We start from the raw sequence: 23495 nt of genomic DNA on the forward strand, positions 1-23495 counted from the left end.
GGAGTAGCCGCATGTATATGAAAACCCTTGCCAGTTCGCTGGCCTTGGCCCTAAGTCTCAACACCGGCGCCGCGTCTGCCCAAACGGAAGCTGCCACCGCTTCGGTCACGGAAAACGTGCAATTGCAGCAGATTCGCAATGCAACAGTCAAAATTACCTATGCCGACACCACGTTCCTGATCGATCCGGTGCTGTCCAGAAAAGGTACCTATCCTGGGTTTGAAAAAACCTATCGAAGCACCTTGCGCAACCCGCTGGTCGACCTGCCGATGTCTGCGCAGGACGTCATTGCCGGCGCCGACGCGGTGATCGTTACTCACACCCATCTTGATCACTGGGATGATGCCGCGCAGAAGCTGCTGCCCAAAGATATCCCGCTGTTCACGCAGAACCAGGCCGATGCAACGATGACTCGCGATCAGGGCTTCACCAATGTTCGCGTCCTGTCCGACAAGGCCAAGTTTGGTGGCGTGACGCTCAGCAAGACCGGTGGACAGCACGGCACCGATGAAATGTTTGCCTCGCCCGACGTGGCGAAATCTCTTGGCCCGGCCATGGGCGTCGTTTTTGAAGCACCCGGCCACAAGACGCTTTATCTTGTGGGCGATACCATCTGGCGCGATGAGGTCGATCAGGCATTGGACCAATACGATCCGCAAATCGTTGTGATCAATGCCGGCTACGCGACCATGAGCGGCTATGAAGGCGCCATCATCATGGGCAAGGAAGACGTGCTGCGCGCCTCTAAAGCCGCCCCGGGCGCGACCATCGTCGCCACGCACATGGATGCGATCAACCACATGTTCCAAAGCCGTAAGGAACTGAGGGAATACGTGCAGGAAAAGCGGATACAGGATCGCGTCGAAATTCCGGAGGACGGCGCTACGGTCAAATTCTAAACAAGTGATTGACGTGTGCCGGGGCATCCAGCAATGCCTTGCTTGACCTTCCAACGATGGGAAGCCCTATTCTCTCACTAATCCAGTTGAACCGAACGACAAGGAGGTGGATTTTGAATGCCCTGACCCATCAAGAAAGCGACGTAATGACCGCAATCAGTCTGCCGATCGAAGGCATGACCTGTGCGTCGTGCGTGGGGCGCGTCGAAAAAGCCCTCGGCAAAGTCGAAGGCGTCGACTCGGTCACCGTTAACCTGGCGACCGAGCGCGCCGACATCAAGGTGCGCGGCCCCGTTGACCGAAAGGCGCTGGTCAACACCGTCGAGGCCGCCGGGTACAGCGTACCCGCCGCCACCATTGACTTTGCGGTCGAGGGCATGACTTGCGCGTCGTGCGTAGGCCGGGTAGAGCGTGCGCTTAACGCCCTGCCCGGTGTGACCGAAGCCACGGTGAATCTTGCAACTGAACGCGCCCACGTGCGTGGCAGCGTCGACGCCAACACCGTGATTGCGGCGATTGCGGCGGCCGGCTATGCGGCGCAAGCCATCGACGCAGGCGCGTCCGCGGACGATGAGGCGGTGAACGAACGCAAGGACGCTGAACGCGCGGCGCTCAAGCGCGACCTGACCCTTGCCGCTGCTCTCACCGTGCCGGTCTTCGTGCTGGAAATGGGCTCACACCTTATTCCCGGCGTGCACGAACTGATTCTGCACACCATAGGCATGCAATGGAACTGGATCATCCAGTTCGCGCTGACGACGCTGGTGCTGGCCATGCCGGGCTTTCGCTTCTACCGACTGGGCATTCCGGCCTTGTTTCGCCTGGCGCCAGACATGAACTCGCTGGTCGCGGTCGGCACGCTGGCGGCCTACGCCTATTCCCTGGTCGCGACTTTCGTGCCCTCTTTACTGCCAGCCGGCACAGTTAACGTCTATTACGAAGCGGCGGCGGTCATCGTCACGCTGATCCTGCTTGGCCGTTACCTGGAGGCGCGCGCCAAAGGCCGCACGTCCGAAGCCATCAAGCGGCTGGTCGGCTTGCAGGCAAAAACCGCGCGCGTGCAGCGTGACGGTACCGTAGTCGAAATTCCCGTCGTCGACGTAGCGGCCGGCGACATCATCGAGGTGCGCCCCGGAGAACGCATTCCTGTCGATGGTGACGTCACGCAAGGCCAAAGCTATGTCGACGAATCCATGATCACCGGCGAACCCATCCCGGTTGCAAAGTCGGTGGATAGCAAGCTGGTCGGGGGCACGGTCAACCAGAAGGGTGCGCTGTCCTTCCGCGCAACGGCGGTGGGTGGCGCAACCGTGCTCGCGCAGATCATCCGCATGGTCGAACAGGCGCAAGGGTCCAAGCTGCCCATCCAGGCGCTGGTGGACAAGGTGACCATGTGGTTTGTGCCGGCTGTCATGGCAGCCGCCGCATTGACCTTCCTCGTCTGGCTTATCGTCGGGCCGGAGCCGGCGCTGACCTTCGCCCTCGTCAATGCCGTGGCCGTTTTGATCATTGCCTGCCCCTGCGCCATGGGCCTGGCGACGCCAACCTCGATCATGGTGGGCACCGGGCGCGGCGCCGAGCTTGGCGTGCTTTTCCGTAAAGGCGAGGCGCTGCAATTGCTGAAGGATGCCAAGGTCGTGGCCGTGGACAAGACCGGCACATTGACCGAAGGCCGTCCCACGCTGACCGACCTGGACATTGCCGTTGGCTTCGAACGTTCGGACGTGCTTGGCCGGGTCGCCGCTGTCGAAGCGAAGTCCGAGCACCCCATCGCGCGCGCCATCGTCGAGGCGGCCGGTAACGAAGGAATTGCCATTCCGGACATCACGGACTTTGAATCGGTCACCGGCTTTGGCGTGAAAGCGCAGGTGAGCGGAGTACGCGTTGACGTCGGTGCGGACCGCTACATGCGCAAGCTAGGCCTTGATGTCAATATCTTTTCGGCAACAGCCGAGCGCCTGGGCAATGAAGGCAAGACGCCGCTCTATGCCGCCATCGAGGGCCGCCTGGCTGCCATTATCGCCGTCGCGGACCCGATCAAGGCAACGACGCCCGACGCCATCGCGGCACTGCACGAGCTTGGCCTGAAGGTCGCGATGATCACGGGCGACAACCGGCGAACGGCAGAAGCCATCGCACGCCAGCTTGGCATCGACAAAGTGATCGCCGAGGTCTTGCCGGAAGGCAAGGTTGAGACGGTGCGCAAGCTGAAAGCCGAGCACGGACGGCTTGCCTTCGTGGGCGACGGCATCAACGACGCGCCCGCGCTGGCCGAAGCGGATGTGGGCCTGGCCGTGGGCACCGGCACGGATATCGCCATCGAGGCGGCCGATGTAGTGCTGATGTCGGGAAACCTGATGGGTGTCGCCACGGCCATCGCACTGTCGCGCGCGACGATCGGCAACATCCGTCAAAACCTGTTCTGGGCCTTCGCCTATAACGCCGCCCTGATCCCGGTGGCGGCCGGTGCGCTGTACCCTGCCTGGGGCATCCTCTTGTCGCCGATCTTCGCGGCCGGTGCCATGGCGCTTTCCAGTGTATTTGTCTTGGGTAATGCGTTACGCTTGCGGGGATTTCGTCCGGCGCAGTCGGCGTAGCGGCAAAGGCGGCACGGGGCGCAATCCGAACGCTCCGCAGCGCTTTGCGCCGACACGCCAAGGCGTTCTATCAGGGCGCTTCGGAAATCCTGAGCGTCTTGATCAGAAGACTGTAGAGGCTATCTACGGCTTTGGAGCCTCGCGAGGCACGGCTCCGGTATACCGAGACCTCCATGGGTTCGAGCGGTCCCAGCCCATGCTCGCTTCCCAGAATTTCCAGATGAGGCGGTGCACTGCACCGGGTCAGGGCTGCTATGGCCAAGCCGCTCTCAACGGCAGCAATCTGGCCCGCCAGGCTGGAACTGTTATAGACCACCTTGTACCGGCGTCCCTGCAAGCCCAATGACTTAAAGGCGCTGCGCCTTGCAAGGCTGGTATTTTCATAGACCGCAATAGGTACCGGGTCGCGTCTCCAGGCGTCGAATTGAGGTGAACCTACCCACACCATCGGTTCGTAAAACAGCGAGGCCCCCCGTCGGGCATGGTCTCGTGAAATCAGTGCCAGATCCAGGTCACCACGCTCGACACGGGGAATCAAGGAGGTTGACTGCTCGCAGTTCAGTTCGATCTCCACCGTCCCGTGCCGCGGCGCAAAGCGTTTGAGAACAGGGGTCAGGTACGTGGCGGCGTAGTCATCCGGAACCCCAAGGCGAACGCGTCCGGTCAACGCTTCACCATGAAAAGCCGCTTGAGCCTCCGTGTGCATGTCGAGTATCCGCCGGGCATAACCCAGCAGGACTTGTCCGTCGGGCGTGAGTTGATGCTGCCTGGGACCTCGCACCAAGAGTTGCCGCCCCACGGCCGACTCCAGCTTCTTCAATTGCATGCTGACTGCCGACTGTGAACGATGCATCTCCGGCGCAGCGTTTGACAATGAACCCGCATCCACTACTGTCACAAAGCATTTGAGCCAATCGAGCTGCAGATCCTGGTAGGCCATATTATTCACCGGTATATTAGATTTTCGAATGGCAGATAGCCGAATTATGCGCTTTTCATTTCTCGCCGAGGGGTGCATGCTTCCAGCTTGCATGCACTTCAAGGCCTCTCTTGGCCATGGCAAGTGATCAATGTGTCAGCATCTAGGCGTCGGGCCCGTGCTGAATAACGGCAACCGCTACACACGAATGAGGCCAGGCTTTGACAAGCGACAATGCAACTGCACACGAACTCAATAGCCGCGGCGTATGGCTTGGCTTCAAGAGCCTGGTACCCATTTCCCTTTTTGTGATCGTGTTTGGCGTGGCGTTCGGGCTTGCCGCCACGCAGTCAGGACTGGATAACTGGTCGATAGTCATCATGAGCACATTGGTCTTTGCAGGCGCCGCACAGTTTGCAACATTGGACCTGTGGGGGCCGCACGTACCAATAATCCCGCTGATCATCACTGTTTTTGCCATCAATGCCCGGCACCTTCTAATGGGAGCCACACTTTACCCCTGGCTACGCCACCTATCCCCCGCAAAGCGCTATGGCGCGGCTCTTTTCCTTTCCGATGCCAACTGGGCAATTTCCATGCAGGAATTTAGCCACGGCAAATCGGGCCTGGGGCTTTTATTGGGTGGTGGCATTGCTCTCTGGTTATCCTGGACATTAGGCTCTTGGCTGGGCCTTTACTTCGGCAATGCCATTCACGATCCGGTGAGCCTGGGACTCGACATGGTGATGGGCTGCTTCCTGCTGGCAATGGTCGTTGGCGAACAACGAAGTCTGCATATGTTGATGATCTGGACGGTGGCCGCCTGCTCGTCGCTGATGGCGTACTGGTATCTGCCTGACAATAGCCATATCGTCGTCGGTGCACTAGCCGGCGGTGTCCTGGGTGCCTTGTGGACGGAGAAAAAACAATGAGCATCGAAACGACCGGTATTGGCACGCTAATCATTATCTTGATCATGGCGATCGTAACCCTGGCGACCCGCTGGGGTGGGATTTTCGTCATGTCGTTTGTTCCCGTGGGTCGCAGGGTCCAGCAATTCATCAGCGCCATGTCCGGCTCGGTACTGGTGGCGCTTCTGGCACCCCTGGCAATTGAAGGTGATAACGGTGCACGGCTGGCGCTGTTAGTCACCGCAGCTACCATGCTGCTGTTGAAAAGGCCTCTCCCTGCCATCGCCGCAGGCATACTCGCAGCGGCATTATTCAGGCATTTCTTTTAATCACTACCTCACGTCGTCTTTCGGGGACCAATGCTTATCCGATATTCAAAAATAGCTTTCGTCGCTTCCATCGCGCTTTTTGCGTCGCTGGTGGCGTTCGGCAATATGACCGATTACGGAAGCAACTTCGAGTTTGTCCGGCACGTCTTGCTGATGGACACCATCTTCCCGTCTTCGACGATTCACTACCGGGCGATTGAATCGCCGATGCTGCATCACGCCGCGTATGTTTTCATTATTGCCCTCGAAGCGCTTACCGCAATCCTCTGCTGGGTCGGCGTTTACCATTTGCTTAAGCAAGTCAAATCGTCAGCGGATGAATTCAACCGCGCCAAGAAGGTGGCAATCTGCGGCTTGTCGCTGGGTTTTTTAGTGTGGCAGGTCGGCTTCATGTCGATAGGCGGAGAATGGTTCGGAATGTGGATGTCCGAGCAATGGAACGGCGTGCCAAGCGCGTTCCGGTTTCTCGCAACCATCGCCCTGGTGCTGATCTACGTGGTGCAGCGGGACGGCGACCTAGAATGATTAAGCTCAAAGCTACACAAGATCCTATTCGGGCAGGATCGGACTCCGGCCGCCGGCGTGTTGGCGTGGCGGCCCCCCTTTCCAGCGACGCACAACACGCTGGAATATCAGCGCATTGGGAATTTGCAGAAGCGCGCCCGGATGCTGTTCCGTGCTGTCTCGCAGTGTGACGTACAGCAAGCCGATATCCACCACCTCTCCCTTGGCACCCGGCTTTTCGGCGGTATCCAGTATCTCCACGTGATCGCCCAGGCGAAATGGACCTGTAGTAAAGATCAGGATGGCGCAAAAGATATTTGACAGCACACTCCAGGCAGCAAAGAAGGCTACGGCGGCTACCGCAGCAAAACCGGTAAAAGCCGTCCACAGCACCGTTCCCGAAACGCCCAGCCGGCCAAGCACCAATAGCGCAGCCGTGGTCATGATGACCCAGCCCGCAATCGATGCGGTGGGCTTCATAAGGTGCGCCGGCAGGTCGTAGCGCACGCTCGCACGCCTCAAGATACGCCGCACCCCGCGTTGCAGAACCCAGGCGCCGATGATAATGATGAGTAACTGGATGGTGAGAAAGAACCAACCCAGCCAAGCGTGGGACCAGACGGGAAAATAAGGGGTCAAGGTGGCAAGCATGGGAAAGCTCCAGGAACAACGTGCTTAGGCAAGGCAAAAACTCTCACTCTCACCCGCAAACCGAAAAAAGGGTGTCAGAGCCTCATGATGAGCGCCGACTGAACCGAAGTTTATGCCACGACGGCTTGCAGCCGGTTCAAGCATGCAAAAGCCCGCTTGAAAGCGGGCTTGCTGTCCACAGTCAGGGTCTTGTTACTTGGGCATTACCACTGCATCAATAACGTGAATGACGCCGTTATCCGCGATGATATCGGTCTTGATGACATTGGCCTGATCCACCGCGACGTTGCCGCCTGTCGTAGTCACTGAAAGCGAACTACCTTCGACCGTCTTTACCGGCCCCGCCTTCACGTCTTTTGCCATGACTTTACCCGGTACCACATGATAGGTAAGGACTTTGGTCAGCGCGGCCTTGTCTTTAAGCAGTGCGTCGAGCTTTTCCTTCGGGATCTTGGCAAATGCCTCGTCGGTCGGTGCAAAGACGGTGAAAGGGCCTGGTCCCTTCAACGTCTCCACCAAGCCGGCTGCCTGTACGGCGGTGACCAATGTGTTGAACGAACCCGCCGACTTGGCAGTGTCTACGATGTCGGCTGCCTGAGCCGTGCCAAGCGCCAGGGCGAGAGAAATTCCAGTCAGAATACGTTTCATTGTCGACTCCAGTGATCTGTAAAAAGGTACTCCTCCGATGCGGAGGAACAAAAATGCGGAACAATTACTGCAATGAACCGCTTTTGTGTAAATCTACGCGAAATGGATTGATCAGTCCATAAAACGAACCGCTATAATGATCGGTAAACGGTTCAACCTCGGGTCAATTGGAGCAGATACCAGATGCAAACACATGAAGAACGGCCAGACGACAGACACATCGCGTACCGCAGCGGGGTCGCAGCCCGACTGGCCGGGCTCTCTGCTGAAACCCTTCGTGTATGGGAGCGCCGTTACCAGCTCTCGGACACAGAACGCTCGGCGAGCGGCCAGCGCTTGTACTCAGCCGAACAAGTCCGCAGGTTGGGCCTGCTCAAGCAGTTGGTGGATCAAGGACACGCCATCGGCGTACTTGCCGGCTTGTCCGTCGAGCAATTGCACGGACTCATCAGTACGCCAGCGAAGTCCCAAAGGGCCGACGGACCGATCAGGGTGGCGGTGGTCGGCGCAAGCCTTGCCAGGCGCATTGCCGCGAGGGGGCGCGAAACGCTGGACATTGCCGTCCAACATAGCTGTGCACAGCTTGAGCACGTTGCATCGCTACCGCCGGACGCGCAAGTAGAAGTTCTGCTGATCGAACTCTCCGAGCTGCACGAAAGCGCTTTACCAGCGATCATGACGGCCCGCGACGCGGCTGGCGGCGCGGCAGTCGTCGTCCTTTACCGCTTTGGTGCGAGTGCGACTATCCGCAGCTTGCGTGCGAAGGGATGCCTGGCCGCACGCATACCGGCGGAACTCGACGAATTGGTGGTGTTATGTCATTCGGCGCTTGCCGGAGAACGGCTGCCGCCGCCGCAGCAAGCCGCTGTGCCGAAGCTGCGATTCGACGAACATATGCTCTTCACGATCACCGCAGCGGGGAGCGGCTTGGCGTGCGAATGTCCAAAACACTTGGCCGAGCTGCTCATGATGGTAGGCAGCTTCGAACGCTACAGCGCCCAATGCGCCAGCCGTAACGAGGACGACGCCCAGTTGCACAAGGAACTGGAACATGCCGCAGGCCACGCCCGCGCCATCCTGGAAACTGCCATGGAGCAGTTGGCGCGTGCAGAGGGCCTGCCCATGCCGTAATCTATGGAATGGGGTGGGCAATGCTGAATTCGTCCACCCGGCAGCAGCTCAGGAACTGGCACGCTTTGATAGCGCCGTACGATGGGACATCTTTAGTTGACCTTGATGTTGGCCTCTTTGGCGAGCGCTTTCCACATTACGACCTCGCGCTTCACGATGGCTTCCAGTTCATCAGGAGGGCTGCCCACCACGACCGCGCCAATGGCATTGAACGCTTCCTGGATCCGTTTGTCCTGCGATGCCTGGGCAATGGCCTTTTGCATCTTTGCCACGATGGCCGCAGGCGTGCCAGCAGGGGCAAACATGCCATACCAGGAGTCGACATTAAAACCGTCGATGGTTTCGGCAATGGAAGGCACATCCGGCAGTATGGGAGTGCGCTTTGCGGTAGAAACCGCCAGCGCGTTCAGTGCACCGCTTGCGATATGCTGCGTGACCGAAGGAAGCGAAACCCATAGCAAAGGGATTTGACCACCAAGAACATCGACGGTCGCCGGTCCACCTCCACGATAGGCGATATGTGTCAGCTTCAACCCGGTCTTCAAGCGGAAAAGCTCGCCCGCAATATGGCTGGGAGACCCAATACCAGCGGATCCGTACGGAATTTCCTCGCCACTGTCCTTGACGTATTTGATCAACTGGTCAATGGACTTCACCGGAAACTTTGGATTGGCAACAAGCACTTGCGGCGCCGAAGCGACCAACGATACAGCAATGAGGTCTTTTTCAGTATCGAAGGGCAAGCTGGTATAGATGGCCGGATTGATGGTGTGCGAGGACAGCGTCAGCAACATGGTGTAGCCGTCAGGCTTCGCGCTTGCCACGTAACGGGTACCGATCGTCCCCCCGGCCCCACCTTTGTTCTCGATGACGACGGTCTGGCCCAGTGTCCTCGATAAGGGATCCTGAAGGATACGGCCTGCGGCGTCGACGCTCCCTCCCGGCGGATAGGAAACGATCATGCTGATCGGCTTGGCGGGATAACTGTCGGCTGCACCCGCCTCGCTCGCGTGCGTCTGAAACGGCGTGGCAGCCAATACCAGCACCGCGCCGGCTAATCCAGCCAACTTGGTTAGGACGGCACGCTGTCGTTTCAAGCGTGGCTCTTGATTGTTGCTTATGTCCATGATGTCTCCCGAACTGTTATTTTGAAGGGCCTACCGTGGTGATGATTTCTATAATTCAGCAGCCGCCGGATCAGGCAACTGCTGCATGGCTTGTTCCGCGGGCACGGTGGCGGCTGACCACTCCCGAGCCAGCCGCGCGGCTTGTTCAAAGGCAAGACGCGCGTTGACATCGAGCGACACGGTCCAGAAGTAAGTGCCGGCGGCCAAGCTGCCCAGTACGCTTATGCTTTGGACGACCCCGCCTTTTGCATCGAGCAAACAGCCAGTGTGAAAGTCGAGCTTCAAGCCGCCGTAAGGATCAGCGCAGGCAACACCGCGCGCCAGGAGCGAGCGTAGCAGTGGATCGGCGCAAACCGAGACGTCCGTGGACATCCCCGTAGCGTTCACGACGAAATCGACATGCCGGCCAGCAAGCCGACCGTCTGCGCCTCGCAGCCGGATTGCAAAGCCTCCGGCGATGGCACTGATCGATAAATCGCTTCCTGCTTGAGCTATTTCAAGACTGCCATCGTTCAGATAGCTCTGTATCTTCAGTGCGTTAACCATGGGGAACGTGGCGCGTCGCGTCATCCACAATGATCGCCATTCCGCCTGGAAGCGTCGGCGTTCTGTGTCGGGCATAGCGCGCCACAGGTGCTCGATGGCGTCGTTCAGCGAAATCGCGACGGCCTGCCAGCTACGGGCCCGGGTTGAAGAAGCGATGATTTCATACTGAAGCATTTCTTTGGCAGTGTCGCCCTGACCCACTATATCGGCAAGGTCCAGCGCATCGCCCGAGGCGTCAAGTCGCTCTAAAAGGAATGAGAAGATCGCTTCAAGCGTCAAGCACTGCTCTTTTCCATTGCACATAGTCGCAATCTGCTGGGCGGAAGGTGCAACGACGGGCATGGGTAGGGCGACGGTGCTTCGCACGGCAGGCAGCCTCCCGCTACGCGATACGGCCACTATCGAGCCAGTATGGCCGGATTCTTTCAGTGCGACAATTGCATCGACGGCACTAAGGCTGGTGCCTATGACCGCAACATGCGCTTCGCGGCCCATGCTGGCGGCCAGGTCGGCGACGGGATACGGCGTATTGAAATACCCTGGGCAGTCATGCAGATTCGTATAGCTGACGCTGGGCAAATTACCATTGCACAGTACCACCCGCCGCACAATAAAATTTCCGGCAGGTGTTTGAAGGCATACGCTACCGTCTTCCGAAGCCGGCACGATATCCTCGACCCGTGCCTGCACGCGGCGAATATCGATACCAAGCTGCCGGGCTCGGCCAAGCAGTTCGGTCCATACATCCTGGAGGTACTCGCCAAACAAAGGACGGGGAAGAAAGGCATTGGCCTCGAGCCGGTTCACCCCGTACTTCTGCAGAATGGCTGCACCCCTGTTTTCAATCCACCGCAGGAAGTGTCCGCGATCATTCGCATAGGCCGACATTTTCCCCGCAGGGATGTTCAGCAGGTTGGAAGCCAGGTCGGGTGCATAGGGTTCGCCCGGCCCGACATGGAGCCGCGGCTCGAAGACCAGGATTTGCCTGCCACCGTTACGCGCTTCGTCGCCGAGCGCGGCGATCAATTGCGCGAGAAATGATATGGCGGTGGACCCTCCGCCAACGACCGCCAGATCTGCGGGCTTTTCCATTTATAGCTCCTGTACCGCCGCAGCGAACTCGGCGATGCGGCGTTGTGCCATTGTTTCTACTTCAACTCGGCGTTCTGGACAACGTCGCGCCAGATGGCGACTTCATGGGAAAGCGCCTGAAACGTATCAGTCGGGGTGCTGGGTACCGCATCCGCACCTTGGCCTGTCATGGCTTGCTGCAAAGAAGGGCTCTGCGCGGCCTGCTTCATGGCTTCGTATAGCTTGGTACGAATCGCTTCAGGTGTGCCCTTGGGTGCAAGAAGCACATACCGGGTGCTGACGTCGAAATCCTTCACGCCCTCTTCCTGCAAGGTGGGAACCTGCGGTAAGGACTTCGCGCGATCTTTGGTGGTGACTGCCAGAAAGCGCAGTTTTTCGTTTTTGACATGCCCCATGAGGGTGGGCATGGTGTCAAAGACCATGTCGACTTGACCGCCGATCAGGTCGGTCAGCGCGGGCCCGCTGCCTTTGTAAGGCACATGCAGCAGCTTGGTTCCTGTGGCAAGCTGGAACTTCTCGCCCGTCATGTGCTGCGAGGAACCATAGCCTGCCGAGGCGTAGCTGAGCTCTCCATTGCGCTTTTTGGCCAAGGCGATTAGCTCCTGGATATTCTTCACCGGCAGATCGGCACGCACCACCACGGCCAGAGGCGTGGACGTTGCCATGGACACGCCATCGAAGGCGTCGGGAAACTTGTATTGCTGCTGCTTGGACGGCAACAGGGAATTGATCGCCATGCTGCCCAGCGCCCCCAGCAACACCGTGTAGCCGTCGGGCGCGGCATTCGCCACGAACTGCGCACCGATCTCGCCTGCTGCGCCAGCCTTATTTTCAACAACAATAGACTTGCCCAGGATTTTACCGAGCTGCTCGGCATAGACCCGGGCTGAAAAATCAGTCGCCCCGCCTGGCGGGTAGGGCACGATCATTCGCACCGCTGTTTCAGGCCAGGGGGAAGCCACAGCCAGGGTGGTGCTGGCGGCCAAGGCCGCTGCAGTAAGAAGTCGAGTGAAGCTAATATTCATCGCAGTCTCCGTTATTTCCTAAATATTAGGAACGTATGTTCAATACTTGATTTTTTATGGCTGAATATATACCATGTTTTTGGTGACCACAGCGATTGGTGTTTGCCTTAATATACCTAACAGGCCGTGGTTTACCCTACAACATTTATGAAATAAGCCCTTCGATAGAAAGGTATAAGGCGTGTAGAATGCATATTTTTAAGTTCCTAAATAATGGGACGTCATGGATAAAACTCTACTCAAAGGCTTGATGGTTCTTGAAACCATCAGCCGGCTCGATGGCGAAGCGCACACGCTTGAGCAGATTGCTGCAGAGGTTGGTCTTACGCGCAGCAATACGCATCGAACTGTGCAAACGCTGACCCACGCGGGCTACTTGCGACGGGATACCGAATCGGGGGCTTACTGCTGCACACTGAAAATGTTCGAGCTGGGCGCCCGGCAGCTCGCCGGCATGGACGCTCGCCGACTGGCTCCCCCCTTCATGCGTGAACTGGCCCGCAAAACCGGCGAAACGGTTCACCTGTCAGTGCTGGACGATCTGGACGTCGTCTACGTCGACAAGATCGACAGCGCGCAGCCGCTCGTTGCCTACTCCAGGGTGGGCGGGCGAGCGCCCGCCTATGCCGTGGCTACGGGAAAGGCACTGCTCGCATTCCAGGCCCCCGACTACATCGAGCATTACAGTAATTCTGTTCGCAAGCACACCGAGAACACCCATGTATCGATTTCGGCGCTCAAGCAGGAACTCGCGGACATCGCCCGCATCGGCTATGCCATGAACCGCGGCGAATGGCGCCCAGGCATAGGCGGTATTGCAGCGCCTGTCTTCAATGGACTCGACAAGGTCGTAGCAGCGTTGGGCATATCCGGTCCGCTGGAACGGCTCAGCAATCAGAAGATGGCGCAGTTCGCGCCTCTCGTACAACAAACCGCACGGGAACTATCCGCGCATATGGGTTATCGCGGCGGCTATTTTGGCCTCGCCGCGTGATAGGAGAATCAATGCACCAAGAATCCACGCTCAAGGGCATACGCGTTATCGAAATTTGCAACGTGGCTGCCGGACCGTTCTGCGGCATGCTGCTCGCTGACATGGGGGCAGACCTGGTCAAAATCGAGCAACCCGGCACTGGCGACACATTACGCAGCTGGGCACCGATCACCGACGGCTATAGCGAAAACTTCGCCTCGCTCAATCGCAATAAACGCTCCGTCACCCTGAACCTTAAAAACGAACGCGACCAGAAACTGGCGGCCGAGCTCATTGCTCAGGCCGATGTGCTCATCGAGAACAACCGCCCCGGGGTCATGGACCGCCTGGGCCTGGGTTATGCCGACATGAAGTCGCGCAATCCGGCGCTTATTTATTGCTCGATTTCGGCCTACGGCCAAAGCGGCCCTCGCAGCCAGGAAGGGGGGTTCGACCTAACCCTCCAGGCCATGAGCGGACTGATGAGTGTCACAGGCGAGCCTGACGGCGCGCCGATCAAATGCGGTGTTCCCGTTTGTGATTTCTCGGCCGGCCTGTATGCAGCCTTTTCCATCGCGACCGCATTGCGCGGCGTGGCCCTTGACGGGCAAGGCACGCATATCGATGTGTCCATGCTGGGCGCGACGCTGGGTATTGCAGCCCTGCAGACCTCACAATATTTCGGCACCGGCATTGACCCGGTCAAGCTCGGCTCGGCACACCCGCGCAATGCTCCCTATCAAGTATTCCGGTGCGAGAGTGGCTATTTCGGTATGGCCGCGGGCAACAATTCCCTATGGAAATCCGTATGCGCGGTGGTGAACCGCAACGAGCTGGTCGAGGATGCCCGCTTCCTGAACCCAACCGACCGGGCCGCCAACCAGGACGCACTGCGCGAGATCCTGGAACAGATATTCGCGACAGCCGATGCCGAGGCCTGGCTCAAACGCTTCCGGGATGCCGGTGTGCCGTGCGCGCCGATCAACAACTATTCCGACGTGCTGGCCGATCCGCAGGTCGAGCATATGGAATGGGTACAGGACCTGGAGCTGGTGAATGGCGCAGTCACCCGCACATTCGTCTCACCCATCCGCTTTGACTCGCGCACGGCCCATGTGCGCCTGCGTCCGCCCGCACTTGGCGAACACAATGACGAGGTGCTGGCCGAAGTGCGTGGCGAAGCCATTGCCCACCGGGCAGTACCGCAGACCACGGAGTAAGCGACCATGTCCGAACCACTGATGATCGAACGCAAGCAGGGCCGCTGGACCTTCACGCTGGACCGCCCCGAGAAGCGCAACGCGCTTTCGCAGGAAATCGTCGAGGCACTCATCGAAGGCGTCGAGGCGGCGCACCGCGAGAGCGTGCCTTTACTTGTCTTTTGCGGCGCGGGCAAGAATCTGAGTGCAGGCTTTGACTTCACCGGCTACGAAGAACAAAGCGAGGGCGACCTGGTCCTGCGTATGGTGCGCATCGAGACGCTGCTTCAGCTGGTGTCGAGCTCACCCGCTCTTACCGTCGGACTGGCGCGCGGCAAGAACTTTGGGGCTGGCGTGGATTTGTTTGCGGCGTGCAAGCTGCGCTACTGCACCCCCGACGCCAGCTTCCGCATGCCCGGGCTTAAATTTGGATTGGTGCTGGGCACAAGGCGGTTTCGCAATATCGTAGGCCCGGACACCGCCATGGCCATCCTCGGTACCGCGCGGTCGTTCGGCGCCGATGAGGCCTTGCTCAACCGCTTCGTGACATCGGTGGTCGCCGAGGACGCCTGGGCGGGACTGCTCATGGACGCAGAATCGGCCGCAATCGCTCTCGATCCGGAAACCCGGAGTGCACTGTATACCGCGCTGAACGTGAACGACGCCAACGCCGACATGGCCGCACTGGTGCGGTCCGCGTCCCGCCCCGGATTCAAGCAACGCATTCAACACTACCTGGCGGGATAACCCCCACTACCTAGGAGAACAACATGTCATCTGGATTCAGCAACCTGGACAAGCAGGTATCCATCGCGGAACTGGCTGCGCTTATTCCCGACGGCGCCTCAGTGGCCCTGGGTGGAAGCTTCCTGCATCGGGGCCCCTTTGCCCTGGTACGCGAACTGGTGCGTCAGAAAAAAGCCAATATCGAAATCATCAAGCAATCGCCGGGCTACGACATCGATCTGCTTTGCCGCGCCGGCGTTGCAACACGCGCGCGCACCGGAATCGTGGCCATGGAAGGCAATTTCGGATTGGCTCCCTATTACCGGAAGGCAGTCGAAACCGGCGCGCTCCGGCTGGAAGAGCATGCCTGCGCCACGTTGACCGCCGGCTTGCGGGCAGCGGCTTTCGGTACACCTTTCCAGCCTTGCGCGGGCATCGACGGCAGCCATCTTGTCGACATCAACGGCTGGAAAAAACTGGACGATCCCTATGGCAAAGGCGAAGCGGTCTGGGTGATCCCGGCCATCCAGCCCGATTTCGCGGTCATCCATGCCAACGAGGTGGACAGCCGCGGCAACGTCCGCGTGCTTGGCACCTCGCACTGGGACCGCATCATGAGCCGCGCGGCCAAGCGGGTGCTGATCGTGGCCGAACGCGTGGTCGACAGCGAGATCTTCGAACAACAGCCTGAAGTAACCCTGATTCCGTATTTTCTCGTGCAAGCCTATGCAGTGGTGCCGCAAGGTGCATGGCCGGGGTCATGCTGGCCGGAGTACGAGATTGACTACGCAGCGGTCGAAAAATATCTGGAGCCCGGGCCTGAAGCCCTGCAGGCCCATCTCGATGCCGCCCCCGAAGCCTTGCAGGAGTATGCCCAATGAGCGCCGACTGGACCCCATTTTCCTACATCGTAACCAACTTGGCGCGGTTCATCCGGCCCGACGAAATCACATTCAGCGGCGTCAATTCGACGATGCCCATGCTGGCCTGCCTGATGGCCAAAAAAGCGTATGAATGGGACTTCGTCTATATCAACGTCGCCGGCGGCGTGGATCCGCGCCCTTCCAAGATACCCATTTCTAGCTCTGATCCCGTGCTCGCCGAGCACACGGCTTCCATCTTCGATAATGAAGACTTCTACGACCTGTGCTGCCGCGGCCGTATGGATCTCACCTTTCTGGGCGCCGCCCAGATCGACGGCGAAGGCAATGCGAACAATTCCTGCATAGGCAACTGGCATCAGCCTAAAGTCCGGCTGCCCGGTGGCGGCGGCGGCGCTGTCATGCTGCCGACGGCCAAGCGCGCCTGCACGTGGCGCACAGAGCACTCCACCCGTACCTTTGTCGAGCAACTGGACTTTCGCACTTCATGGGGAGGCTTCCACGGCGTCGTGACGCCCATTGCCATATTCGTCAAGAAGAACGACCGCCTGGCCCTGCAATCGTGGCATCCGGAGTCCAGCCTCGACGAGGTCAAGGCGCGTACCGGCTTCCACTTCGATCATGAAGGCGCCGAGCCGACCGCCCTACCGTTGCCAAGCGAAATCAAAGCGCTGGCCGCTCTTGATCCTGACGGCGCTTTTGAACGCGACGCCGCGGTAAGCTTGCGATAGGAGAGACGAATGCATAAAGCCAGCAGCCTGCAAGCCGCCTATCCCGCGCTATGGTCATCGCCCGAATGGGCATCGCGCCCTGCCCTGACTGACGCCCGGGGTGAAATGACCCTTTCTTACGGCGCCCTGCTCCAGCAGGTAAGCGATATGGCCGGCAAACTGCGCCACGCAGGCGTGGTACCGCGGCAGCTGGTGGCACTGTCCATGGAAAGGTCTATCAACAGCGTGATCGCCCTGCTGGGCCTGATGGCAGCCGGCGCATGCCCGTGTCCGCTCGAGCCCCGCCTGACAGGCGCAGAGATCCATGACCGTCTGCGGGCTGTGGGCATCGATACGGTTCTGGTCGATGCGGCGAACGAAGCCGATGTGGTATCGCGGGATGGCCTGCGAGTCTTGCGTGCCGATGTGTTGCCTGGCGCTTGCGCCTACTGGTCCGACGACATTAAGCCCGAGGATCCCGGCCTGTTGCTGTTTACCTCCGGGAGCACCGGCCGACCCAAGGGCGTTCTACTTAGCCACAAGGGGCTGCTTAACAATGCCAGGGGTGTCATCCCTCTGACCGGGCTTAGCCAGCACGACAAACTGCTGCATGTCATGCCCCTGTACCATACCAATGGCTTGAACAACCAGCTGTTTACGCCTTTCCTGGTGGGTGCCCACGTGGTGCTGGCAGATCGCTTCCGCGCCACCGACATGCCGCAACTAATGGACTTGCATCGCCCGACCGTCATTACCGGCGTGCCCACTATGTATTCCCGCATGCTTGAACTGTCGTTCACGCCGGAGAGCCTTGCTGCCTTGCGCTTCGCGCGCTGTGGGTCGGCGCCTATCACCCAAGCGTTGCATGTAAAAATCGAAGCATTGCTCCAGCGGCCGCTGGTCGTCTCCTACGGCCTGTCCGAAGCGACATGCACATCTACCATGAACCCGCCGACCGGGCGCAAAATCGGCTCCATCGGCAAAACCCTGCCTTTTCAGAACGTCTTCTTAAGTGCCAGCGATGGCACCATCATCCAGGAACCCGGTGTTGAGGGTGAACTATGCATTGAAGGTGAAAACCTGATGCTCGGGTACCTGGGAACCCAGGGAGACGGCGTACTGGAACCGCCTCCGCCCGTGCTGCGCACCGGTGATCTCGGGCGCATGGACGACGCGGGTTTTTTATACATCACGGGTCGAATCAAGGACGTTATCATCCGCGGGGGTGAAAACATTTCCCCAGCCATCATCGAGCAGGCAATCAGCACCAGTCCGGACGTGCACAGTTGTTGCGTCGTAGGTCGCCCTGATACCGATCTTGGCGAAGTCCCTGTGGCGTTTATCGTTGCCTCCGATCCCAAACAATGCGACAAAGAAGCTATCCAGGCGCTTGTGGGCCAGCGTCTATCGCGCATATATCATCTGGATGATGTCTTTTTCGTGGACGCCCTGCCCGAAAATTCGGTTGGGAAAGTAGACCGCAAAGCACTGGCGAAATCGCTGGCGCAGCCCGCCTGAACGGATGCCCAACTGAGTACTACACACGCGACTCATTGCACCACGGAGAGCAACATGAAAAACCGCCGATTACTGGACACCGTGGCCGGGCTTACGCGCCTCATGGAAACCCCGGCCCCCGACGAGGAGACGATATTGAAATCGTCCTGCCAACTCATGGCCTCGCTGGTGGCCCACGATGACTGGCTGCCCGACGCCCTTGCCAAACCGCATCCGGACTACTACACGCAGTACTTGTTGTACGGCGACCCGCTGGAGCGCTTTTCACTGGTGAGTTTTGTATGGGGGCCGGGCCAGACGACTCCGATCCATGACCATACCGTGTGGGGCGTCATAGCCATGTTGCGAGGCGCGGAGCTTGACCAGCATTACCGCAGAACCAGCGAAGGAATCGTACAGGCCGGAGGCGAAAGCCGTCTACATCAAGGGGAGGTTGCCTGTGTGTCGCCGCGCATTGGCGACATTCACCGTGTCAGCAACGCATACGACGACCGGGTCTCCATCAGCATCCATCTATACGGCGGCAATATCGGGCGAATTCGACGCTCTGTCTACAACCCCGCCACAGGCGAACCTAAAGAATTTGTTTCTGGCTATTCAAATGATATGACGCCCAATCTTTGGGCTCCTGCAGCGTAATGGCATTTAACACTATGCTGCGCTGTTGCGTCGGCCTGCGTTTCAACCATTCACTTTGCCGTTCCAGCATGGCCTGCCTATCCGGCAGGCCATGCCGTTCTCATCCGGTCAGGAATATCTGAGGCCTACGACGAGGACCCCGGTTTGCCGGGCGTGAGCTCCGAGAAGTCACCCGTTCCCAAGGCAATCATGCCGTTGACCGGCGTACTGACGCTACGCGCAGCGACCGCCATGATTTCGGCCTTTCCTTTTCTGAACGCTTCGACCAGCTCATCGTCGGATCGACCTGTGGCGCCAAAGTGCTCGACCAGCACATCGGATGAGACCTCAAATTCCTGGTTTACCCGCCCGTCCACTAAGGCAGTAAATCGGACCATACCATTGACGACGGTTGGTGGCTTTTGGTTGGCTATTTCAGTACTCATGCATACTCCCTTAACGATAGTCCTCGCGCCGCGGCGCGATTGCCGGGCAGCGCGATTGCTGCCTGAACTTAAGCGTGCAGCACTTCCTGTACCTGCCGCGCGGCACGGTGCCCAAGCGATATAGCAGTCGACTTAAGGTGCACTGATCTCTCTAAACATGAATTATTTATACCTGGGCTGCCGTGACAATAATCTCCACAAGCGAGTCCGCGCGAGCCAACCTGGATTCACCCGTTGCACGTACAGGGGCAACGCCCTTTGATGTCCTGACTTGCGTCGCCTGCGGTCAGTCCGCAGATGAGTACGATGCCATTATGAATGACAACGCGGCTCATTCGTTCGCTGGGTTCGATGCGAGTGATTTCTGACATTGAATGTCTCCGTAACGGTAGGTGAAGCAGGGCATCACGAATGGTCGGGTGCGCCAATACCCCACCACTTGTCGTGTAGTATGTTATCAGCGTCCCACATGCATTAACTATCAAGCAATGTTTCTACTGACTCCTTTTCCTCGGCCCAGTCCTATCAAAAGTCCCTTCAACCTTGCCGCCATGATTCGCCCGTACGGCCGATCGCTGGCGGTTCTTGGCATGGTCATGTTATTGGCATCTTGCGGGACCACCAAACCCGTCGGGCAGGGCCAATATCGCGTGGTCAGGGGAGACACCCTCACACAGATTGCTCGTCAACATGGGCAGACCGTTGACTCGCTGATGCGATCAAACAATCTGAAAGACAGCAATAGCATTCGGGTCGGGCAGATCTTGAATGTAGAAGGCGGTACGGCAGCGGCGACCCCCAGCTCCACCTACACACCTCCCGCACCCACCAAGGGCCCTTCTATTGCGGCACCGCGATCCATCGACCTTGTCTGGCCCGCAGAAGGAAAGGCAAGCCGGGGAACTTCAGCGACCACTACCCAGGGCGTCTATATCGCCGCCGCGAAAGGAGCCCCGGTCAAGGCTGCGGCCTCAGGCAAAGTGATGTACTCCGGTAACGGCTTGCGCGGCTACGGCAATATGCTCATCGTGAATCATGATGCACAGTTTTTAAGCGTATACGCGCATAACGATGCCTTGTTGGTAAAGGAAGGTGCGCAGGTCAAGCAAGGGCAGACGATTGCCACCGTAGGCGACACCGGCAGCAATGCGGTGAACCTGTATTTCGAACTACGCTACGGTGGCAAGCCTGTCGATGCATTGCGGTATCTGCCTAAAACGTCTGGGCGTTGATGTGCCATGATTGATAATCCCCGAATACGAACAGCCACGGACGACTTGTAACAACCGCCTAATCCGTATGCCCGCGCACTTCTTAGGGCCTGAGGACAATTGCTCCCCTGGTCCTTCCTGCTTCGATATCCGCATGGGCAGTCGCAACGTCGGCCAAGGCATATTCGCGCCAGATGCATGGTTTGATGAAACCGTCCTGCACCGCGGACAATACGTCACGAACTCGCTCTTGATACTCTGCAGCCGTTGCAGTGTGGGCGGCGAGTGAAGGACGTGTAACATACAGTGAACCCTTGGCATTGAGTTTCCGCACATCGATTGGATCAGGTACGCCGGAAATGACGCCAAAGGATACCAGGAGGCCCCTTGTCCTGAGGCTATCCATTGACGCCTCCAGCGTAGTACGACCAACTGGGTCATAAACTACGTGTGCTCCAAAGCCGCCGGTTGCGTCTTTGATCTGTCCTGGCAGCGTCTGAGGGTCGAAGACAAAGACGGCATCGCAACCAGCAGCCTTGGCCCTGTCCACGCTGGCGTTCTTTGAAACCACGCCGATGACTGTAGCTCCCAGGTGCTTGGCCCATGAACACATTAGCTGACCTAATGCTCCAGCTGCGCCATAGATAACCGTCTGGGTTCCCGGCCCTACCTTGTAAGTGGTCTTAAGCAGGTACTGAGCTGTTATCCCTTTGAAAAGCAGAGCTGCCGCTTCCTCGATCTTCAACGAATCAGGCAGCTTGACAAGTCGCTCCGCGGGATAGACGCGCGCGCTGGCGTACGCACCGATTGGTCCCGTAGCATACCCAACGGGATCCCCAACTTTCAAGCCTTTTACACCCTCCCCCAATGCAACTACGTACCCCGCGCCTTCCAATCCTAATCCTGACGGAAAGGAGATCGGCGTGGCTCCGCTGCGGTGGTTGATATCTTGAGGATTCACGCCAATAGCGGCGTGCTCCAGCCAGACCTCGCCTGGCCCTGGTTGCTGCACTTGCAAATCTTCCAGAAACATATTCTCTGGACCGCCGGCGGTATTTATGCGTACCCGAAACATCTCCACAGAAACATCCCCTATTTGTAAGTAACCCCCTAGCGCTCGCGCGTCAATGGATTGTCGCGCTCAAAGCGCCATATCGAATGAAAGCAATACCTGAGAACCAACCGACCTCATGATTTGCCCCACAAAGCAAGGTGTTAATCCTAATGCAAGCCATGCAGCCGGAAAGCGGGCTGCAACGCTGAAGAGCAATGCAGCCTGCTTGGCTATTACTTGTCCTTGATTGAACCGATTGCTTTGGTGAAGAGTTCATTTTGCCCGGTCAGGTAATCGCCGTATTCTTTGGGACTCATTACGCTGACTTCGGCTCCTAAAGTAGCCATGGCCGCAGTGACCTGCGGACCGTGTTCCGCAACCACTTTCTCGGCTGCTTTGTAGAGCGTTTCGATTACTTGGGGCGGTGTGCCTTTCGGTGCCATCAAGCCATAGACGGTTGGGCTACCCACATCAAAACCTTGCTCACGCAAAGTCGGAACATCCGGATAGACCGAGAGGCGCTTGTCGCTAAAGATGGCCAGAGCACGGAGAGCGCCTGACTTGATGTGGGCCTGGGCGGGGCCTACAGCTGATACAGCCATCTCGGTATGGTCACCCAGCAACGCGGTAATCGCGGGTGCACTACCCTGAAAGGGGATGTGTAGCAATTCGATTTTTGCCGCATCTGCGAAGCTCTCGCCCAGTAGGTGGCTAATGCCCAGGGCGCCGGAGGTACCGTAGGAGATAGAGGCCGGCTTTTCCTTGGCCGCTGCAACGACGTCGGCCAGCGTTTTGTATTTCGATTTGGCAGGGACGACAATCATCATTCCGCCGAGCGAGATGCCGGCCACGGGCTCGAACGAGGAAAGAGAATATTTAACCTCTTTGTTGGCCAGGGGAACGACCACTAAGGAGCCGGGTGAACTGCCCACAATGGTGTAGCCATCAGGAGGCGCTGATGCGGTGAAGGCGGCCCCAATGCCACCGCCAGCTCCTGGCTTGTAGTTCATCACTATCGGCTGGTCTAGATATTGTTCCATTCTGTCAGTAATAGGACGCAACATCCTGTCCGTATCGCCAGCGGCAAATGGAATAATTAACTGAATCGGCTTGTCAGGATAGTTGTCCTTAGCGTGTGTCGGCGCACTAAAAGCCAAGCCGATTACAAGAGAAGCGACAGCCGAACTCATAAAATTACGCATATTTGTCTCCCGATTTATAGTGATTGCGTGATTGACCAGCACTTATTATTCGTGATCGACCTGGATAGCCTCCAGGAAGCGCGAAACCATGTTGTAGGCGGCAATTGTTGCCGTGATTTCTACAATTTCCTTATCGTTGAAAAAATTTTTGACCGTTGCGAATGTTGAGTCCTTAACGCGAATATTGCGCGTCATTTCATCGCAATAGAGGATCGTGGCCCGTTCCTCCTCATTGAACAGGCTAAAGTCATTTACTCTTAGCCCATTAACTTGCTCTTGTGTACAGCCTTCTTTGATTGCAATGGGAAGGTGCTGTTCGAATTCATAGTCGGCTTCATTCAATACCGCCACGCGCATGATCAAAAGTTCGCGGATCTTTGGGGAGAGCCCGCTTTTCTGGCGAATGGCAGTAAGGTAATTGAGCCAACCTTCTGCTATGGGGGTGCTGTTGAGCAGCATCTTGTACAGGTTAGGTACGCTTGAGCGCTCATTTTGAATTCGTTCAACCAGAGGCTTGATGACTGGATTAGTAATATCCGCATAATTAATTCGTGCCATGCTTATCTTCCTTTGTTAGA

Annotated in this window: 25 protein-coding genes; 14 read left to right on the top strand and 11 right to left on the bottom strand. The window is 58.2% G+C overall.

All coding sequences use genetic code 11. From position 1 onward, the window contains the following. Positions 1–11 precede the first annotated feature (11 nt). The gene (locus CR159_RS06090; protein ID WP_102073125.1) at positions 12–899 is read left to right on the top strand and encodes an MBL fold metallo-hydrolase; all 888 of its coding nucleotides are present in this window, start codon (positions 12–14) and stop codon (positions 897–899) included. 146 nt (positions 900–1045) lie between these two features. Then, entirely contained in the window at positions 1046–3496 is a 2451-nt protein-coding gene (locus tag CR159_RS06095; RefSeq protein ID WP_102073351.1) for a heavy metal translocating P-type ATPase, read from the top strand. Between the two features lie 70 nt (positions 3497–3566). Here CR159_RS06095 and CR159_RS06100 read toward each other — a convergent pair whose 3' ends face one another. After that, a complete protein-coding gene (locus tag CR159_RS06100; protein WP_102073126.1) occupies positions 3567–4436 on the bottom strand; it encodes a LysR family transcriptional regulator in 870 nt (289 codons plus the stop codon). Positions 4437–4636: 200 nt separating this feature from the next. Here CR159_RS06100 and CR159_RS06105 point away from each other — a divergent pair, with 200 nt between their 5' ends. Genes CR159_RS06105 through CR159_RS06115 form a run of 3 tightly spaced genes read left to right on the top strand, consistent with a single transcriptional unit; the run spans position 4637 to position 6180 of the window. Continuing rightward, entirely contained in the window at positions 4637–5347 is a 711-nt protein-coding gene (locus CR159_RS06105; RefSeq protein ID WP_102073127.1) for an AzlC family ABC transporter permease, read from the top strand. Next, a complete protein-coding gene (locus CR159_RS06110; RefSeq protein ID WP_102073128.1) occupies positions 5344–5655 on the top strand; it encodes an AzlD family protein in 312 nt (103 codons plus the stop codon). Before CR159_RS06105 ends, CR159_RS06110 begins: the two co-directional genes overlap by 4 nt. A 30-nt stretch (positions 5656–5685) precedes the next feature. Further along, the gene (locus CR159_RS06115) at positions 5686–6180 is read left to right on the top strand and encodes a DUF2165 family protein (RefSeq protein ID WP_102073129.1); all 495 of its coding nucleotides are present in this window, start codon (positions 5686–5688) and stop codon (positions 6178–6180) included. A 24-nt stretch (positions 6181–6204) separates the two neighbouring features. On the opposite strand, the gene CR159_RS06120 is transcribed toward CR159_RS06115, so the two are convergent. Continuing rightward, positions 6205–6810, bottom strand: coding sequence for a mechanosensitive ion channel family protein (locus tag CR159_RS06120; RefSeq protein ID WP_102073130.1), 606 nt, complete (start codon positions 6808–6810; stop codon positions 6205–6207). A gap of 192 nt (positions 6811–7002) precedes the next feature. Continuing rightward, complete coding sequence (locus tag CR159_RS06125) at positions 7003–7458, bottom strand: fasciclin domain-containing protein (RefSeq protein WP_102073131.1); 456 nt, start codon at positions 7456–7458, stop codon at positions 7003–7005. 183 nt (positions 7459–7641) lie between these two features. Here CR159_RS06125 and CR159_RS06130 point away from each other — a divergent pair, with 183 nt between their 5' ends. Then, the gene (locus CR159_RS06130; protein ID WP_102073132.1) at positions 7642–8589 is read left to right on the top strand and encodes a MerR family transcriptional regulator; all 948 of its coding nucleotides are present in this window, start codon (positions 7642–7644) and stop codon (positions 8587–8589) included. Between the two features lie 92 nt (positions 8590–8681). Here the strand turns inward: CR159_RS06130 and CR159_RS06135 are convergent, their stop codons facing one another. The 3 genes from CR159_RS06135 to CR159_RS06145 are packed head-to-tail and all read right to left on the bottom strand — an operon-like array spanning position 8682 to position 12379. After that, positions 8682–9716, bottom strand: coding sequence for a Bug family tripartite tricarboxylate transporter substrate binding protein (locus CR159_RS06135; RefSeq protein WP_102073133.1), 1035 nt, complete (start codon positions 9714–9716; stop codon positions 8682–8684). Between the two features lie 48 nt (positions 9717–9764). Then, positions 9765–11354, bottom strand: a complete 1590-nt coding sequence (locus CR159_RS06140; protein ID WP_102073134.1) for an FAD/NAD(P)-binding protein — start codon at positions 11352–11354, stop codon at positions 9765–9767. 56 nt (positions 11355–11410) lie between these two features. Beyond that, a complete protein-coding gene (locus tag CR159_RS06145; RefSeq protein WP_102073135.1) occupies positions 11411–12379 on the bottom strand; it encodes a Bug family tripartite tricarboxylate transporter substrate binding protein in 969 nt (322 codons plus the stop codon). A gap of 223 nt (positions 12380–12602) precedes the next feature. Here CR159_RS06145 and CR159_RS06150 point away from each other — a divergent pair, with 223 nt between their 5' ends. From CR159_RS06150 to CR159_RS06180, 7 genes are read left to right on the top strand one after another with little or no spacing between them, the layout of a single operon-like run. Beyond that, positions 12603–13373 carry an IclR family transcriptional regulator gene (locus tag CR159_RS06150; RefSeq protein WP_102073136.1) on the top strand — a complete coding sequence of 257 codons (771 nt, stop codon included), beginning with the start codon at positions 12603–12605 and terminating at the stop codon, positions 13371–13373. An 11-nt stretch (positions 13374–13384) separates the two neighbouring features. Further along, positions 13385–14572 (top strand): CaiB/BaiF CoA transferase family protein, encoded by a 1188-nt coding sequence (locus CR159_RS06155; protein WP_102073137.1) that lies wholly within the window; start codon positions 13385–13387, stop codon positions 14570–14572. 6 nt (positions 14573–14578) lie between these two features. Beyond that, on the top strand, positions 14579–15298 hold the full coding sequence (locus CR159_RS06160; RefSeq protein WP_102073138.1) for an enoyl-CoA hydratase/isomerase family protein: 720 nt from the start codon (positions 14579–14581) through the stop codon (positions 15296–15298). Between the two features lie 23 nt (positions 15299–15321). After that, on the top strand, positions 15322–16158 hold the full coding sequence (locus CR159_RS06165) for a CoA transferase subunit A (protein WP_102073139.1): 837 nt from the start codon (positions 15322–15324) through the stop codon (positions 16156–16158). Then, positions 16155–16889 carry a CoA-transferase subunit beta gene (locus CR159_RS06170; RefSeq protein ID WP_102073140.1) on the top strand — a complete coding sequence of 245 codons (735 nt, stop codon included), beginning with the start codon at positions 16155–16157 and terminating at the stop codon, positions 16887–16889. The genes CR159_RS06165 and CR159_RS06170 overlap by 4 nt, the downstream gene beginning before the upstream one ends. Before the next feature lie 9 nt (positions 16890–16898). Next, on the top strand, positions 16899–18386 hold the full coding sequence (locus tag CR159_RS06175) for a class I adenylate-forming enzyme family protein (protein ID WP_102073141.1): 1488 nt from the start codon (positions 16899–16901) through the stop codon (positions 18384–18386). A 54-nt stretch (positions 18387–18440) separates the two neighbouring features. After that, positions 18441–19025, top strand: coding sequence for a cysteine dioxygenase family protein (locus CR159_RS06180; protein WP_102073142.1), 585 nt, complete (start codon positions 18441–18443; stop codon positions 19023–19025). A gap of 125 nt (positions 19026–19150) precedes the next feature. Here CR159_RS06180 and CR159_RS06185 read toward each other — a convergent pair whose 3' ends face one another. Both CR159_RS06185 and CR159_RS06190 read right to left on the bottom strand, forming a co-directional pair. After that, positions 19151–19450, bottom strand: a complete 300-nt coding sequence (locus tag CR159_RS06185) for a DUF1488 family protein (protein WP_102073143.1) — start codon at positions 19448–19450, stop codon at positions 19151–19153. Positions 19451–19677: 227 nt separating this feature from the next. Continuing rightward, the gene (locus CR159_RS06190; RefSeq protein WP_233208194.1) at positions 19678–19821 is read right to left on the bottom strand and encodes a RidA family protein; all 144 of its coding nucleotides are present in this window, start codon (positions 19819–19821) and stop codon (positions 19678–19680) included. Positions 19822–19938: 117 nt separating this feature from the next. On the opposite strand from CR159_RS06190, the gene CR159_RS06195 reads away from it, so the two are divergent. Continuing rightward, positions 19939–20682, top strand: a complete 744-nt coding sequence (locus CR159_RS06195) for a peptidoglycan DD-metalloendopeptidase family protein (protein ID WP_369406247.1) — start codon at positions 19939–19941, stop codon at positions 20680–20682. Between the two features lie 82 nt (positions 20683–20764). Here the strand turns inward: CR159_RS06195 and CR159_RS06200 are convergent, their stop codons facing one another. The 3 genes from CR159_RS06200 to CR159_RS06210 form a co-directional block, all read right to left on the bottom strand. After that, entirely contained in the window at positions 20765–21694 is a 930-nt protein-coding gene (locus CR159_RS06200) for a quinone oxidoreductase family protein (protein ID WP_233208195.1), read from the bottom strand. 254 nt (positions 21695–21948) lie between these two features. Further along, positions 21949–22917: a Bug family tripartite tricarboxylate transporter substrate binding protein gene (locus CR159_RS06205; RefSeq protein ID WP_102073144.1), complete on the bottom strand. Its 969-nt coding sequence runs from the start codon at positions 22915–22917 to the stop codon at positions 21949–21951. A 45-nt stretch (positions 22918–22962) separates the two neighbouring features. After that, on the bottom strand, positions 22963–23475 hold the full coding sequence (locus tag CR159_RS06210; protein ID WP_102073145.1) for a carboxymuconolactone decarboxylase family protein: 513 nt from the start codon (positions 23473–23475) through the stop codon (positions 22963–22965). Positions 23476–23495: the final 20 nt, after the last annotated feature.

Origin of the sequence: Pollutimonas subterranea, assembly GCF_002849655.1 — a bacterium.
Lineage (GTDB): Bacteria > Pseudomonadota > Gammaproteobacteria > Burkholderiales > Burkholderiaceae_B > Pollutimonas > Pollutimonas subterranea.